Genomic DNA, 15,180 nt, shown 5'->3' on the forward strand with positions numbered 1-15,180 from the left:
CCTTGTGTCCGTATCCTTCCCTCCGGCTTATTGCTTATTGCTCCGGTGTTGCCGGATACAGGGATCTATCATAAGTATAGTAATTGTTTCCTCTCTTCTGGGTAAATTCATCCACCTCTTTATCTGTCATCATAAAGGTTTCCTCATGATCCTTATTAGGACAGGAATCAAAATGATACCAGCCGTCTCCGCAGTTAATAAGGCTCCAGTAATGTCTGGTGTTTCCTCCTACCCGGTTGATCTCCATATTTTCAATCCCCACCCTTATGAGCATTGCCTGGGATACCGCAAAATAGGTGAAGCAGTCCCCTTTCTTATCCGTCATTCCGCGATAGGCTTCCGCAAGCCAGTCCGATTTATCAGAATCTCCGGTATAGCTTATATTTTGTCTGGCCCATTTATAAATCTCATAGGCCACCTCACGCTGGGACATGGAGCTATTTGTAATTTTATCCAGTATTTCATCACATAATTCATTTACTTTCTCTTCTGCTACAGTAAATGTTTTCACTCTTACCGTAATATCCTTGCGGGCCACATTGCCGGAGGAGTCCACCGCGGTATAAGTGACCTTATATTCCCCCTCCTTTTTCAGATTCACCCCGTTGGAATCAACCTCAAAGGAAACCTCTCCATCCTTATTGTCCGTTACCGTTACCCCTTTCCTATAAGAAACGGAATTCCCGATATAGACCGTTTTATCCAATGCTCCCTTAATAACCGGAGGTTCGGTATCCGCCACCACCGTCAGGGAGGCCGGAAGCTCCGTTACATTACCCGCCTCATCCGTTAATACCAGAATAACCGCCTGTACGCCCGGCCTGTCCCAATTCGGCTGCGTCTTATAATCAGCCGTAACCTTAGAAGCATCCGTGATATTCTCCAGAAGCTCCATGGCTTCCAATTTCTCTCCTGTCCATGTCTCCTGCGCCTTCACGGTTGCCTTGGGAGGGATGGTGTCCACCACCTCAAGATGTCCCGTAACCAGCTTCCCATTCACCGTAAATTCAATGGGGTAAACTCCCGGCTTACTAATATCCAATGTGCTTAAGTCAGTGACAAAAGCGATATCATAGCTGCTGTCATTTACGAAATCTGCCGATGTAAGGCTCATCTTGCTGCCCGCTTCCATGGTCACTGAGCTGCGGACATCCAACACAGTGAGCCCGGCTCTCCCGGAGACAGTGTTCCCGCCGCCGTCCTTGCAGATAATGACTGCCTCCTGCTCCCCCGGTTTTGATGTGTCCGGGGAGATCTCAAAGAATATATCCACCTGGGTCGCATCGGCAATATCCTTTACAAAGGATTTCGGATCCACTTCCTCGCCCCGCAGAGCCACATAATCCTGCAGGGTAATGACCGGTGCCACCGTATCTACCACCTTCAACACAGAAGTATGGGTCTTATTGCCCACCAGGATCTTCACCTCATAGTTCCCTGTAATACTGGTATTCAAACTCTCGATATCTGTTATAAATCTGCCTTTCTGCTTTTTATGCTTCAGGAAGTCCTCAACACGGACTCCTTTGTCTCCGGCCTCTACCGTAATTTCCTTCGCCACCACCGGCCGCAGCTCAAAATAAAAAATTCCTATAATAAGCACCAATAGCACTGTGCTGAGTCCCAGAATCATTCTCCTTAGAATACGTCTCCTGCGCCTTCTACTTCTTTTCATGCAGTCCTCCTGACAAAAATCTTATTATGTCAAATAACATTTATGTATATGATAATCTCAAACCCACGGAAAGTCAAGTTTTGGCTAATAATTCAACAATAACCCCTTGTCCCTGTCTTCTCTCAGTCTTTTCCTTCCCCCCGCAAACAAATCCGTATAATTCAGGCGGGTTTAGGCCTATATTTGTAAATGATTCCTTAATTTTCAGCTGCGTCCATATGATGACTGAATAACCATCATTTAAATATTACAATTTTGTTACAGACATGTTACAATTCTATTGTTCCTAAGAGATAGTAATCTTCAAAAGGAGGCAGACATTATGTGTTTTAAATTTAGCTCATGCAATTTCAGCGATTTATTAAATCAGATTTTAAAATACTGCAGCGTTGGAAGCTGCAACTAAATCCCCGGGGAGCCCGTCCAATTGGACGGGCTCTTTTTAAAAAAGTCCTTTACTTTACCACTCTGTAGTGTTAAAATCATAGTACAGGAGCAAAACATGCATACTGTACGAGAGCCAGTGGGATGAAAGGAGTCCTAATCGATATGAGTAAAAATATTAAGACGGATGCCGTGGACCATCTGTTTGAAGCAATTCTGAGTTTGAAGAATGCAGAGGAATGTTATACCTTTTTTGAAGATGTCTGTACTGTAAACGAACTGCTATCCCTCTCTCAAAGATTCGAGGTGGCACGGATGCTCCGCTGCCATAAGACCTATCTGGAGATTGCGGAAAAAACCGGCGCCTCTACGGCCACCATCAGCCGCGTCAACCGTTCTCTGAACTACGGCAACGATGGATATGACATGGTATTTGCCAGAATGAAGGATCCTTTTTCAGACAAATAAAAACCAGGGCTATCGCTTTTGCGACCAGCCCTGTTTCTTATTCTAAGTATTGTTTTTCTTCTCCGTCTTTTTCGCTTCGCCCTTCTCAGCCTTTTTCTCCGTCGGCTTACTGCACTTCCTGGAACCCATCAGCGAACCGTCAATCATCTTCTCAATCATGTGCTTTCTCATATATACATCAAAGCAAAGCATGCAGATGAAGGAAAAGGTGGTCAGAAACTCCTTATCCTCCGGCTCGGTTATCCCGGCAAAAGATTCCTTTGCTTTTGTCATCTTACGGATCATGTCCTTTGCCAGAGCATCCGTCTGCTCTTTCTCCAGTCGGAAGATTTCCTTATAGATCTCTTCCAGCTTAATCTCCGATTTATCGCCATAGTAACGCTCTGTCAGGGGATTAAAGATACTCTGTATATCATTAATGGACAGTATGTTCTTAAAATAATAGATAAAAATAAGAAGGAACATATGCTCCTTTGTATATTTCTTCTTATTTGGAGGCGGAAGCAGCTCATTCTTGGTATAATTATTAATCATCGTCTTCGTCAGAAGCTTATCTTCGCTGTAGCGCTTCGAGGAAGTAAGATGCTTATCCATAAATGTCGTTACCTGGTCCATATATAAATCAATATTCGGTATGTCATCCGGCATAATATATTTGATATCCTTTAAACCGTCAATCAAACTTTTAATATGCTCTTCTTTTGTCATTTCCAATAGTATCACCTCGTATCATGATCTCCAGCTCCGGTCACATGATTGCAAGCAAGCTTGCATCATGCTCACTACGCTTTATTATATAGTATTCGTTACTAGATGTCAAAGCAAAAATAAACATGATTGAAACCCCTGCTCCCGCATGCTATAATAAACATATGTTTGTAAACCGGAGGTTATTATGAGTATCTACGACACTTTAAATCCCGAACAAAAGCGTGCGGTACTGCACCATAAGGGTCCGCTGCTGCTTCTCGCCGGAGCGGGCTCCGGCAAGACCAGGGTGCTGACGCACCGGATTGCCTACCTGATTGAGGAGCGGGGTGTAAATCCATATAATATTCTTGCCATCACCTTCACCAACAAGGCCGCCAGAGAGATGCGGGAAAGGGTGGACAGCATTGTGGGCTATGGCTCGGAGCAGATCTGGGTCAGCACCTTCCATTCCACCTGCGTTCGCATTCTCAGGAGATTTATCGAAACCCTGGGCTTTACCCGGAGCTTTACCATCTACGACTCGGATGATCAGAAGACCCTGATGCGTGAGATATGCAAGTATCTGAATATTGATACAAAGAAGACCAATGAACGCGCCATCCTTTCGGTCATCTCCAAGGCAAAGGACGAGCTCATCTCTCCTGATGAATTCACCCGGCTCGCCGGGCGGGATGCCAATCAGCTGCGCTATGCCCAGGCATATACGGAATACCAGAAGCGGTTGAGACAGAGCAATGCCCTTGACTTTGATGATTTGATCTGCCGGACGGTAGAGCTGTTCCGGACGAATCCCCAGGCTCTGGAATACTACCAGTACCGCTTCCGCTATATTATGGTGGATGAATACCAGGATACCAACACCGCCCAGTTCCAGCTGATTCATCTGCTGGCAAGCGGAAAGAACGAGTACGGCGAACAGGAATATAATCTCTGTGTTGTCGGTGACGATGATCAGTCCATCTACAAATTCCGCGGAGCCAATATCTATAATATCCTCAACTTTGAACATACCTTTCCCAATACGACGGTAATCAAGCTGGAGCAGAACTACCGATCCACCAAAAGTATTCTCAATGCCGCCAACGAAGTGATCTGCAATAACCAGGGGCGGAAGGACAAGTCCATGTGGACGGAGAACGACGAAGGGGAACCGGTGCATTTCACCCAATTTGAGACAGATTTCGAAGAGGCTGACTTCATTACCTCGGAGATTCAGAATATGGTAGAGGACGGCCGGGCTGCTTACCAGGACTTTGCCATCCTGTACCGGACTAACGCCCAATCCCGTCTCTTCGAGGAGAAGCTGGTTAACCGCAATATTCCCTATAAGATCATTGGCAGCGTAAACTTCTATGCGCGTAAGGAAATTAAGGACATACTGGCTTATCTGAAAACCATTGACAACGGCCTGGACAGCATCGCCGTCAAGCGTATCATCAATGTTCCCAGACGGGGCATCGGCCTGACCACCGTGGACCGGGTAAATGATTATGCCGTGGAGAACGGCCTGAGCTTCTACGACGCCCTGACCAGAGCCAGCTATATTCCCGGAGTGGAAAGAGCCGCTTCCAAGATCACTCCCTTCCTCAGCCTCATTGAAGGGCTGCGCGCCAGACTGAACCAGGAGGGTTATGCCCTGACGGAATTGATCGACGATATCCTGGATGCTACCGGCTATTTAAGAGAGCTGGAGCAGGATAACGGAGAAGAGGCCCAGGACCGTATCGGCAATATCAACGAACTGGTGAACAAGCTGGTAACCTATGAGGATAATACGGAGGAGCCTACTCTGGGCGGTTTCCTGGAGGAAGTGGCGCTGGTAGCCGATATTGACAATCTGGAGGAGGGCGCAGACCATGTTGTATTAATGACCTTACATAGCGCAAAGGGGCTGGAATTCCCCTATGTGTACCTCTGCGGAATGGAGGAAGGAATCTTCCCCGGCTATATGTCCATCTTTGCAGACAATCCGGCGGAAGAGATCGAAGAAGAACGCAGGCTCTGCTATGTGGGAATCACCCGTGCCATGAAGCAGCTTTCCCTGACTGCGGCAAAGCAGCGTATGCTCCGGGGTGAGACCCAGTATAACAGACCTTCCCGTTTTATTAATGAGATTCCCCGATACCTGCTGAAGATAACCTCCCCCGGCCCCCGCCGCCCGGTATACACCTTCCGGGAGGAAGCCTATGGGAGCTCCAAGGGAAGCCCTTCTTCTGCTTCACTGGATTTTGACAAGCCCATCCCCGGCGGTTACAAACAGAGCCAGGCTGCCTATAAACCCTTTCTTAGTGCTGAGACCAGGCAATTCCAGGGAAATAAAATGGGATCTCTGAACTATGGCGTGGGTGATACGGTAAAGCACATCAAGTTTGGAACAGGAACCGTAGCCGATATTACAATGGGCGGCAAGGACTATGAAGTAACGGTGGATTTTCCCGGCTTTGGAATTAAAAAGCTTCTCTCCGCCTTTGCCAATCTTACAAAAATTGATGAAACCGTTGAATAATTTTTCATAAAAGCTGAAATATTATAGTAAAACGACCTATATTGTGATATACTAAAGGCGTATTAAAGTCGTAGTAAGCATGATAATTCAATAGGAAAGGAAGTGCAATTCATGGGAACTAAAATCGATGAGCTGTTAAGTGCAATGAAGCTTGGTGAATTGATTCACAGAAAAGACCCAATGGAGAAGAAAAAACAGACAATCCTATGCGTTCTGGCAATCATTGGCGCTGTTGCCGCCGTAGCCGCAATTGCATATGCTGTATACCGTTATATGAGGCCCAATTATCTTGAGGATTTTGACGACGATTTTGATGATTATGAGGATGACACAGAAGAAGCTGAGGAAGAGGAAGAAGCCCCTGCCCCTTCGGAAGAGTAGAAAAAAGAAGGAGCAAAGACCCTTTACCGGTTCTTTGCTCCTTCTTTTTTAACACAATTTTATTTCTTTGCAGCCTTCTCAGCAAATTCCGTAGTTATAATATCCTTATACGGCACCCTCTGTTTCAGTTCACCGGCATCATCCAGAATATCCTGAAGCAGATTAAGGCTGGATTCCTCGAAGATCAGATCTTCCTTCCAGGTATCCTGATTATAATATCTGGTTACGATCATAACCAGCTTCTCCTTCTCCGTCTCGGCAAATTGAGGCTGGATTACCCCGGCAATCTCTTCCGGTGTGTGGGTTGCAACATAATCAATTCCCTTCTGCAGCGCATTGGTGAACTTCTGTACAATATCTCCGTGCTTCTTCAGATAGCTCTTCTTTACGGAGAAGGAGGTGTAAGGAACCTTACCGCTCTCCACACCCAGGGAGGCAACTACCTTGCCGGCTCCGGCCAACTCCAGTCCGGTAGCGGCGGGTTCAAATTCAATGGTATAATCCCCCTGGCCGGAGGAGAATGCCTGAGCGGTCAATCCAAAATCGATGTTCTGAACAATGTTCAGATCCGTCCTCGGATTAATCCCCTGTTTTTTCAGAATGTATTCAAAGACCATTTCAGGCATTCCTCCGGCTCGTCCGCCGATCACCGTCATACCCTTGATATTATCCCAGGTGAATTCCTCATTCAGGTCACGGCTTACCAGAAAGTTGCCCGCTCTCTGGGTCAGCTGGGCAAAATTCACTACATAGTCCTGGGCTCCTTCATTATAGACGTAGACGGAAGCCTCGGCACCCATGAAGCCGATCTCGCATTCCCCTGACAGCAATGCCGTCATCGTTTTATCAGCGCCAAGGCCGTTCACCAGATTCACCTTCAAACCTTCCTCTTCAAAGTATCCTTTCTCGAACGCCACATACATCGGTGCATAGAAGATGGAGTGAGCCACTTCATTCAATGTAATTTCCGTAAGTCCGGAGCTGCGCTTGCAGCCGGAAAACATGGTTACGGTTAAGGTAAGTATTGCCAGTATGCATATAAGCCTGCGTTTCATAAAACCCTCCAAATATACTATACGCTTATAGTATATTCGGAGGGTAATATGGGGTGTGCCAGTACTATCAATATCCGGGGCTATTCTTTTCGCTGATTAATTCTGCTTTTCGCCAAGAGTAACCTCCAGTACCTTTTCCACGTATTTTCCGCCGTCCATTACCTGAACCTTGAGCTGTACCATCTGGCCGGCTTTTCTATAGCTGAGCGCTCTCTTCAAATCCGCGATGGTCTCAATCTTGTTTCCATCCAGTCCGGTGATAATATCTCCCTGCATCAGGCCGGCCCTGTCTGCCGGAGAATCTTCCACCACATCATTGACATAGATGCCGATGGGCATATTGAAACGCTGTGCATAAACATCGGTTACCTCCTGGGCTGTGGAGGTGTTAATTCCTAAGAAGCCCTGCTCCTCGGATGCCACCACTTCACGGTTCATCAATTCGTTAATCATTGGAATTGCGTCGGAGATGGGAATTGCGTAGCCCATACCTTCTACCTGCTCGGAAGCAAACTTCACGGAATTAATGCCGATCACCTCACCGGCGGTATTAATTAGTGCGCCGCCGCTGTTACCCGGATTGATAGCCGCGTCCGTCTGAAGCAGAGTCATCTTCTGATTGTCAATGGTAATCTCCCTGTTAACAGCGCTTACATAGCCTACCGTCACCGACTGCCCGTAGCCCAGGGCATTACCGATGGCAATTACCATCTCACCGGGAACCATCTCTTCTGAATCCCCCAAGGTAGCTACCTTAATAGCAGCGATGGTATCCTCGGACAAGCTGTCCATGTCAACCGACAGCACCGCAAGGTCAGCATAGGGTTCCGCTCCCTTAACGGATGCAAAAGCCGTGGTCTTATCGGAAAATACAATCTCAATTGCAGTGGCGCCATCGATTACGTGATTATTGGTCACCAGCAGCAGCTGTGAGCCATTCTGCCCGATAATGATGCCGGAGCCGCTGCTCTGGGCTTCCCGGGTGTACTCCCTGCCAAAGAAATAATCATAAGAGGCGCTCTCCACCGTGGAATTAATGGCGACAATGGCAGGCATAACATTGGCTACTACATCGGATACGTCGGTTACTATCTTATCCGGGGAGCTGTTCGCTGTCCTGATGGTATCATTCTTACTCACGCCTTGTTCTGCCTCGGTAATCTGGAGGGCATCTATCTGCTCCTGGTACCGGGCTATCTTATGGGACCATACCGCTGAATAATACCCCTGGAAAACCACTCCTGCGATAAGCCCAAAGGCCACCGCGGATGCGGCAAGCTTCATTATTCCGCCAAACCTTCTCTTCTTCCTGGGTTTTACATCAACTGTCTCAGAAGGCGTATAATAATATGTCTGGCCTGATGTCTCATAACCCTGATAATTCTGGCTGTTGCTGCGGTTATAATCCTGAATAATACCGCTGCCGGTATAAGAATAAATACTCTGACTGCTTTGGCTGCCCTGGCTGTTCTGAGCCGCATTCTCATTCAATTGCCCGGAATTGGGATCACTGCCGGTGTATTCATTATTTCTGTATTCGTCGTTCATAAAAACTCTCCTTTCAAATATTACTTGGCTGCTATCGATCAGGTGCACCTGGTATTTCCTTTTGATAAGAGAAGTTTATCAATAAATTATGTTCACTTTGTGTTCTGTTTTTGAAAAATATATGAAGAAATAAAACCGCATACCTCTCCTCCTTCTTACGAGGCCGAAACAGGAATATAGCTCCCTAATATCTTCATCTCAATTGCCTCTTCCTTAATACAATGGAGGGCATTCATCACAGCCGGGTCGTCCAGTCCCCCTTCAATATCCACAAAGAACCGATAGGCAAATGCTTTTCCGGCGATGGGCCTGGACTCAATCTTGGTCATATTAATGTTATTATAAATAAAATGAGAGAGCATATGGTACAGCGAACCGCTCCGGTGGGGCAGCGCAAAGCAGATACTGGTCCGGTTTGCCCCCTGTTCATACCGCTTCCGGTTTGAAATAATAATAAAACGCGTGGTGTTATGATCCTCGTCATGAATCCCTTCCCTCAGCAGACTCAGACCATAGTATTCCCCCGCTCTCCTGCCGGCAATCGCCGCCTGGGTTATATCCTGTTCCTCCAGAACCCTGCGGGCGCTTCCCGCCGTACTGCCGCCTTCTATCTGCTTGATCCGGGGATGCTCCTTAAGAAATCCGGAACACTGCAGCAGACCTTGCTTATGGGAATATACCCTGGTAATTCCCGAAAGCTCCGCTCCCGGCAGTCCCCATAGGCTGTGCTCAATCTTTACCAGATGCTCGGCGATGATATAATTATCAAATTCCGCCAGAAGATCAAAGATATCCGACAGGGTGCCGGTGGAGGAATTCTCAATAGGCAGGACACCGTATTGTGCCTCTCCGTCACGAACCGCCTTCATTACTTCCCCAAAGGTCGCCATGGGCATTCCTGTCTGCCCTGCATTAAAGTATTCCAGCATCGCCTGCTCCGTATAGGCTCCCCGTTCTCCATAAAAGGCTACTTTCATATCTGTGTGCGTATCCGCATATTTAGGACTGCGCTCCATCCTGGAAAAGCCCAGACTGTCCTTCTGCTCCAGAAGGGTATACTGCAATCTGCGGCTCATGGACATGATCTGCTTAAAAAGATCCGTAACCGCCTTCTGATTGTACTCCTCTTTGGTCAGCTGCCTGAGAGCCGTCAGCTTTTCCTCCTCCCTGGCGGCATCAAAAATGGGTTTCCCCACACTCCTTTTATATTCCGCGATATCAACCGCCAGCTTCATCCGTTCCTCGAACAGCTCCACCATCCGACGGTCTATCGCATCAATTTTTTGTCTGCTTTCCTGTAAATCGGTCATCAAATACCTCCCTATGCTGTTGTGCTTTCCCTTCTTTTGCCCCATTATACCCTTATCGGACAATGGATGCAACCGTTAACTTGAGCCTACCGGTTCAGAAGCCAATATCATCCGATTGGGCACGGGGAGCCTCCGCCAGGTTACTTTTACTTGCCTTACCTTTGTGCGTTCAGAACGCTTCGCTTCACAAGATGCACTCAGACGGTCAGCGTAAAAGTAACCTGGCGGAGGCTCCCCGTGCCCAACCGGATGACATCGGCTCAGCGGATGGCTTGAACGGTCTGTTTTAGCCCTTTTACACTATATATTGAAATTCCTGCTCTTACGATATATAATTAGTATATGTTGGAACAAATGAATCTAATTAATGGAGGTACTTATGTTAAAGACAATTCGCCTTATCCTAATTCTTCTTACGATGGTCACAATTCTTGCTCTGGGCGGCCTTCTTGTATATTCCTCCGGCAGAACCTACTTTAACGGGGAAGAGGAGGTTGGCAATACTTCCGGTAATATTTACAATGGCGGGCTCTTCTGTGAACGGGGAGGAAGAATTTTTTTCAGCAATGATATGGATGACGGCAGTCTGTATGTTATGAACTCCAATTTATCCAATGTGAAGAAAATAAGTGATGACAAGTCCGTATTCATCAATGCAGATGATAACTATATCTACTATGTGCGCGCCAATAATACCAGAGAGAACCAGGCCGGCAGCATCCTCATGTTCTTTAATAATGGTGTGTACCGGCTGAATCATAACGGCAAGGGTCTGAAAGCCTTTACCGGCAATCCCGGAGCCTATCTGATGCTGCGGGGCAACAATATCTATTTTCAGCGTTATGATGTCGGCACCGGACTCTTCCTGTACCGCTACCAGATTGACGCCACCCGGGAACGGATGCTGGTGGATGACGCCGTCATCCCTTCCACAGTCATAGATAACTCTCTGATTTATAATGGTTATTCCGAGAACCATAATATCAATGCCATGAATTTATCCAGTTATACCTCCCATACCAAATTCGAGGGAAATTATTATTATCCCATCTTTCAGGGGGATTATATTTACTATATGAATCTGGATGATAAATACCGCATCTACCGGATGAATTCCGACGGCTCAGAACCGACCCGGCTGGTGAAGGAACGCTGCTTTACCTATAATATAACGGAGGATGGACGTTATCTGTTCTACCAGGTGGACAACGGCAAAAACAACCGGATCTGCCGGCTGAACCTGCAGACCATGGAGAGCAGAACCCTGATGGAGGGCGACTTCAAGCAGATTCATATCGCCGGCGGTTATGTGTTTTTTAAGGATTACGACAATACCAATACATACATCATGGATGCAGACGGCATTATCGATATCAGTACCTTTGAACCCCCGAATCTGAGCGCCACGGCCAGCCCTTCTCCCCGTTCAAAGCGCAGATAGCCGGCTCCCGTGCAACGCTAACCCAAAGAAATGGAGGACAGGAAGGACAGGGAACCAAAGGCAATGATCACATCCTCCTCCGCCGCTGTTTTATAAGCCTCTTTTACTGCCTGCTCTGCCGTAACCGCATCAATTACTGCAGGGCAGTATTTTTGCGCTTCCAGCGCCAGCTCACCGGATTCCAGCGCCCTGCTGTTATCAGGAGTGAGAGTGATGATCAGACTGGCCAGAGGTGCGGTATGCCTCAATATACCGGGATAATCCTTATCGGCCAGCACGCCCATAAGCATGATAATCCTTCTCCCGGGAAAGTATTCCCGGATTGCTTCCGCCAGCTTCTTTGCCGCGTCCGGATTGTGAGCTCCGTCAACAAGGAAGTAAGGCTGCCTTGAAAGGATCTCAAGCCTGCCCCTCCAGCGGGCTGCAAGAAGCCCCAGATATATGGCTCTGTCACTGAGTGAATAACCCTGCTGACGAAGGATCTCTGCCGCGCCCAGGGCAAGAACCGCATTGGCGATTTGGTGCCTGCCCAGGAGCCGTATGTCGTACTCTCTGTTCTTATAGCGGAAAGCTGTCCCCTCCGGGCCAAAGGAAAGCACCTTTGCTTCCTTCTCATCCGCAATCAGCAGCCTTGCTTCCTTCTCGCGGCAGGTATCCTCCAGCACCCGAAGGATCTCCGGTTCCTGCAGGATCGTAACCACCGGCACCGCATGTTTTATAACCCCGGCCTTTTCCTTGGCGATTTCGGCAAGGGTATCCCCCAGATACTGCATATGATCCATGCTGATGGAAGTAATCACACAGCAGACCGGCCTCTCTGCCGTGTTGGTAGCATCCAGCCTCCCGCCGAGCCCCACCTCCACCACCGCAAAATCCACCTGCTCCCGCATGAAATAAAGGAATGCCATAGCAGTCTCTATCTCAAAAGAAGTAGGATGAGGGAAGCCATCCTTTACCATGGCTTCGCATACGGATTTAATCCGTTCCATCGCATCACAGACTCCCTGTCTGGAGATATATTCGGTGTCCAGCCACTTTTCCTCGATCCTGTCAGTATCCTCCTGACAGCCTGCCTCTTTCCCGTTCCAGGTCGCCTCCCCATGACAGGTATCCTCTCCATTACAGAGATTCTCCCTGCGGCGGCTGATCTGTATTCTTTCACGGTAAGAAAATACCGCGGGAGACACATAACGTCCCGTCTTGTAACCTTCCATGGCCAGCATTGCCGCGATATATGCCGTAGTTGAGCCCTTCCCGTTGGTTCCTGCCACATGGATGATCTTCAGCTGATTCTGGGGATTGCCCAGCCTGGACAGCAGCTCCGTGACAGCCTCCAGCCCCAGCTTACTCCCATATAGATTCGAATGATCAATAAATTCCCTTGCTTCTTCATAGGTCATAATAATCTCCATTCTGCCGCCCAGAAAATCAGGGCAGCCCTGCCGGTCTTTCTGATAAGAATTAAAGGTGCCCCGGGCACCTTAATTCTTTTTGAATATATAAAGCTTACTGCATAAGTAATTCAATACAATAACAATCACTGCCAGGGATGCCTTCACCAACAGGCGGTAAAAGCCAAGTTTCTCAACAAAGAGGAACATTCCCAACTGCTCCACCCCCAGGGTAATCAGCCTGGCCCCGTAGAATTTCGAGAGCTTCGTCACCTCATCGGCCGCATTCTCACTCACAGACAGGAAGACCTTCTTCTTATTGACAATATAGGCAAAGGTGACCGCAATTACCCAGGCACAGGCATTGGCCGTAAGATTGCCCGCCCCCAGCCGGTAAAGACTCTCATAGCTGATGAAATTCACGATTGTCGTTAAAACTCCGGTAATAATATAGGTGATTGTCTCCCTGTTAACCACCTTTCCAACAAGGTTTCTCCATCTCCATTGGATGGAAGACCGGCGGCCTGCCGCCTGCCGTTGTTTTTCCTGCGGTTCTTCTCTTAACATTTCAAGCCTCCAAAAATCATTCTGTGACAAAGCTTCTGATATCTTAAATCATTATACTTGCTTTTCAGCAGTTCGTAAAGGATTAATAGATTTTCAGTTCTCAATTGTATTTTTATCAATAATCATGTAAAATAGTTATCCGTAGCACAACATGACCAAAGGAGTTTTTATGAGTATATTAAATGTAACCAATCTAAGCCATGGTTTTGGTGACCGGGCCATTTTTCATGAGGTATCCTTCCGGCTGCTGAAGGGGGAACATATTGGGTTGATCGGTGCCAATGGGGAGGGCAAGTCCACCTTCATGAACATCGTGACCGGCAAGCTGATGCCCGACGAAGGTAAGGTGGAATGGTCCAAGCACGTTCATGTGGGCTATCTGGATCAGCACGCCGTGTTAGAGAAGGGAATGACGCTGCGCAGTGTTCTGCAATCTGCATTTTCCTATTTGTTTGAGCTGGAAGAAAAGATGAATCTGATCTGCGACACCATGGGTGAGGCAGAGGGAGATGCCCTGAATGATATGATCGAGGAGCTGGGCACCATACAGGAGCTGCTGTCCATGCACGATTTTTATATTATTGACAGTAAGGTGGAGGAAATCGCCCATGCCCTGGGACTGGACGAGCTGGGGCTGGACAGCGATGTGACCGATCTCAGCGGCGGCCAGCGCACCAAGCTGCTCCTGGGCAAGCTTCTCCTGGAGAAGCCGGATATCCTGCTCCTGGACGAGCCCACCAATTATCTCGATGTGGCCCACATCGAATGGCTGAAGCGCTATCTGACGGAATATGAGAATGCTTTTATCCTGATCTCCCACGATGTTCCCTTCCTCAACAGTGTGGTTAATATCATCTATCATATGGAGAATCAGGAGCTGAACCGCTATGTCGGCAATTACGACAAATTCCTGGAAGTACACGAGATGAAGAAGCGCCAGCTGGAGGCTGCCTACAACCGCCAGCAGAAAGAAATTGAAGATCTGGAGGATTTTGTGGCGCGAAACAAAGCCCGGGTATCCACCCGCAATATGGCTATGTCCCGGCAGAAGAAGCTGGACAAGATGGATATCATAGAGCTCGCCAAAGAAAAGCCGAAGCCGGAGTTCCATTTCAAGGAGGCGCGCGCCGCAGGCAGATATATCTTCCAAACAGAGGATCTGACCATCGGCTATGATGAGCCCCTCTCCTCCCCCCTCACCCTGTCCATGGAACGGGGTGATAAGATCGTGCTGGTGGGTGCCAACGGTATCGGCAAGACTACCCTGCTGAAAAGTATTCTCGGTCTGATTCCGGCCCTCAGCGGCAAGGTGGTGCTGGGCGATTACCTGAGCATCGGTTATTTTGAACAGGAGATGGCTCCCAGCACCCGCACCTGTCTGGAAGAGCTATGGCAGGAGTTCCCCGGCTATACCCAGTACGAGGTTCGCTCCGCCCTGGCAAAATGCGGTCTGACCACAAAGCATATCGAAAGCCAGGTCAGAGTCCTCAGCGGAGGAGAACAGGCCAAGGTCCGCTTATGTAAGCTGATCAACCGGGAGACCAATATCCTGCTTCTGGACGAGCCCACCAACCACCTGGATGTGGATGCCAAGGAGGAGCTGAAGCGCGCGTTAAAGGCATACAAGGGAAGCCTGCTTCTCATCTGCCATGAACCGGATTTCTATGAGGATGTGATAACCAAGGTCTGGGACTGCTCCAAATGGACCACGAAGAAGTAATCCCCGGCTTCTTTTTCTGAATA

Annotated in this window: 12 protein-coding genes; 5 read left to right on the top strand and 7 right to left on the bottom strand. The window is 48.1% G+C overall.

Annotated elements, in window-relative coordinates:
* Positions 1 to 34: 34 nt before the first annotated feature.
* Positions 35 to 1,675: a transglutaminase domain-containing protein gene (locus HNQ56_RS20175; protein ID WP_429149888.1), complete on the bottom strand. Its 1,641-nt coding sequence runs from the start codon at positions 1,673 to 1,675 to the stop codon at positions 35 to 37.
* A gap of 549 nt (positions 1,676 to 2,224) precedes the next feature.
* Here HNQ56_RS20175 and HNQ56_RS20180 point away from each other — a divergent pair.
* Positions 2,225 to 2,527, top strand: coding sequence for a YerC/YecD family TrpR-related protein (locus tag HNQ56_RS20180; protein WP_429149890.1), 303 nt, complete (start codon positions 2,225 to 2,227; stop codon positions 2,525 to 2,527).
* Positions 2,528 to 2,569: 42 nt separating this feature from the next.
* Here the strand turns inward: HNQ56_RS20180 and HNQ56_RS20185 are convergent, their stop codons facing one another.
* Positions 2,570 to 3,235 (bottom strand): DUF1836 domain-containing protein, encoded by a 666-nt coding sequence (locus HNQ56_RS20185; protein WP_429150034.1) that lies wholly within the window; start codon positions 3,233 to 3,235, stop codon positions 2,570 to 2,572.
* A gap of 187 nt (positions 3,236 to 3,422) precedes the next feature.
* On the opposite strand from HNQ56_RS20185, the gene pcrA reads away from it, so the two are divergent.
* A complete protein-coding gene (pcrA, locus tag HNQ56_RS20190) occupies positions 3,423 to 5,744 on the top strand; it encodes a DNA helicase PcrA (RefSeq protein WP_429149892.1) in 2,322 nt (773 codons plus the stop codon).
* 111 nt (positions 5,745 to 5,855) lie between these two features.
* Entirely contained in the window at positions 5,856 to 6,125 is a 270-nt protein-coding gene (locus HNQ56_RS20195) for a hypothetical protein (RefSeq protein ID WP_429149894.1), read from the top strand.
* 59 nt (positions 6,126 to 6,184) lie between these two features.
* On the opposite strand, the gene HNQ56_RS20200 is transcribed toward HNQ56_RS20195, so the two are convergent.
* The 3 genes from HNQ56_RS20200 to pheA all read right to left on the bottom strand — a co-directional run bounded on the left by HNQ56_RS20200 (position 6,185) and on the right by pheA (position 10,038).
* Complete coding sequence (locus tag HNQ56_RS20200) at positions 6,185 to 7,180, bottom strand: ABC transporter substrate-binding protein (RefSeq protein ID WP_429149896.1); 996 nt, start codon at positions 7,178 to 7,180, stop codon at positions 6,185 to 6,187.
* Positions 7,181 to 7,276: 96 nt separating this feature from the next.
* The gene (locus HNQ56_RS20205; protein ID WP_429149898.1) at positions 7,277 to 8,728 is read right to left on the bottom strand and encodes a S1C family serine protease; all 1,452 of its coding nucleotides are present in this window, start codon (positions 8,726 to 8,728) and stop codon (positions 7,277 to 7,279) included.
* A gap of 155 nt (positions 8,729 to 8,883) precedes the next feature.
* A complete protein-coding gene (gene pheA, locus HNQ56_RS20210) occupies positions 8,884 to 10,038 on the bottom strand; it encodes a prephenate dehydratase (RefSeq protein ID WP_429149899.1) in 1,155 nt (384 codons plus the stop codon).
* Between the two features lie 379 nt (positions 10,039 to 10,417).
* Here pheA and HNQ56_RS20215 point away from each other — a divergent pair, with 379 nt between their 5' ends.
* Complete coding sequence (locus HNQ56_RS20215; RefSeq protein WP_429149900.1) at positions 10,418 to 11,479, top strand: DUF5050 domain-containing protein; 1,062 nt, start codon at positions 10,418 to 10,420, stop codon at positions 11,477 to 11,479.
* Between the two features lie 17 nt (positions 11,480 to 11,496).
* Here the strand turns inward: HNQ56_RS20215 and HNQ56_RS20220 are convergent, their stop codons facing one another.
* Together HNQ56_RS20220 and HNQ56_RS20225 are read right to left on the bottom strand one after the other, a co-directional pair.
* The gene (locus HNQ56_RS20220; protein WP_429149901.1) at positions 11,497 to 12,891 is read right to left on the bottom strand and encodes a bifunctional folylpolyglutamate synthase/dihydrofolate synthase; all 1,395 of its coding nucleotides are present in this window, start codon (positions 12,889 to 12,891) and stop codon (positions 11,497 to 11,499) included.
* Positions 12,892 to 12,960: 69 nt separating this feature from the next.
* Positions 12,961 to 13,437 carry a GtrA family protein gene (locus tag HNQ56_RS20225; protein ID WP_429149903.1) on the bottom strand — a complete coding sequence of 159 codons (477 nt, stop codon included), beginning with the start codon at positions 13,435 to 13,437 and terminating at the stop codon, positions 12,961 to 12,963.
* Between the two features lie 169 nt (positions 13,438 to 13,606).
* Here HNQ56_RS20225 and HNQ56_RS20230 point away from each other — a divergent pair, with 169 nt between their 5' ends.
* Positions 13,607 to 15,157 carry an ABC-F family ATP-binding cassette domain-containing protein gene (locus tag HNQ56_RS20230; protein WP_429149905.1) on the top strand — a complete coding sequence of 517 codons (1,551 nt, stop codon included), beginning with the start codon at positions 13,607 to 13,609 and terminating at the stop codon, positions 15,155 to 15,157.
* Positions 15,158 to 15,180 lie beyond the last annotated feature (23 nt).

The organism is Anaerotaenia torta (genome assembly GCF_050433395.1).
GTDB classification, from domain to species: Bacteria; Bacillota; Clostridia; order Lachnospirales; family Lachnospiraceae; genus Mobilitalea; species Mobilitalea torta.

What these genes read in the sequence shown, in the direction of transcription:
- pheA (WP_429149899.1), bottom strand. Translation starts at nt 10,038, where the DNA reads ATGACCGATTTACAGGAAAGCAGACAAAAAATTGATGCGATAGACCGT.
- HNQ56_RS20180 (WP_429149890.1), top strand. Translation starts at nt 2,225, where the DNA reads ATGAGTAAAAATATTAAGACGGATGCCGTGGACCATCTGTTTGAAGCA.
- HNQ56_RS20205 (WP_429149898.1), bottom strand. Translation starts at nt 8,728, where the DNA reads ATGAACGACGAATACAGAAATAATGAATACACCGGCAGTGATCCCAAT.
- HNQ56_RS20225 (WP_429149903.1), bottom strand. Translation starts at nt 13,437, where the DNA reads ATGTTAAGAGAAGAACCGCAGGAAAAACAACGGCAGGCGGCAGGCCGC.
- HNQ56_RS20200 (WP_429149896.1), bottom strand. Translation starts at nt 7,180, where the DNA reads ATGAAACGCAGGCTTATATGCATACTGGCAATACTTACCTTAACCGTA.
- HNQ56_RS20220 (WP_429149901.1), bottom strand. Translation starts at nt 12,891, where the DNA reads ATGGAGATTATTATGACCTATGAAGAAGCAAGGGAATTTATTGATCAT.
- HNQ56_RS20185 (WP_429150034.1), bottom strand. Translation starts at nt 3,235, where the DNA reads ATGACAAAAGAAGAGCATATTAAAAGTTTGATTGACGGTTTAAAGGAT.
- HNQ56_RS20175 (WP_429149888.1), bottom strand. Translation starts at nt 1,675, where the DNA reads ATGAAAAGAAGTAGAAGGCGCAGGAGACGTATTCTAAGGAGAATGATT.
- pcrA (WP_429149892.1), top strand. Translation starts at nt 3,423, where the DNA reads ATGAGTATCTACGACACTTTAAATCCCGAACAAAAGCGTGCGGTACTG.
- HNQ56_RS20195 (WP_429149894.1), top strand. Translation starts at nt 5,856, where the DNA reads ATGGGAACTAAAATCGATGAGCTGTTAAGTGCAATGAAGCTTGGTGAA.
- HNQ56_RS20230 (WP_429149905.1), top strand. Translation starts at nt 13,607, where the DNA reads ATGAGTATATTAAATGTAACCAATCTAAGCCATGGTTTTGGTGACCGG.
- HNQ56_RS20215 (WP_429149900.1), top strand. Translation starts at nt 10,418, where the DNA reads ATGTTAAAGACAATTCGCCTTATCCTAATTCTTCTTACGATGGTCACA.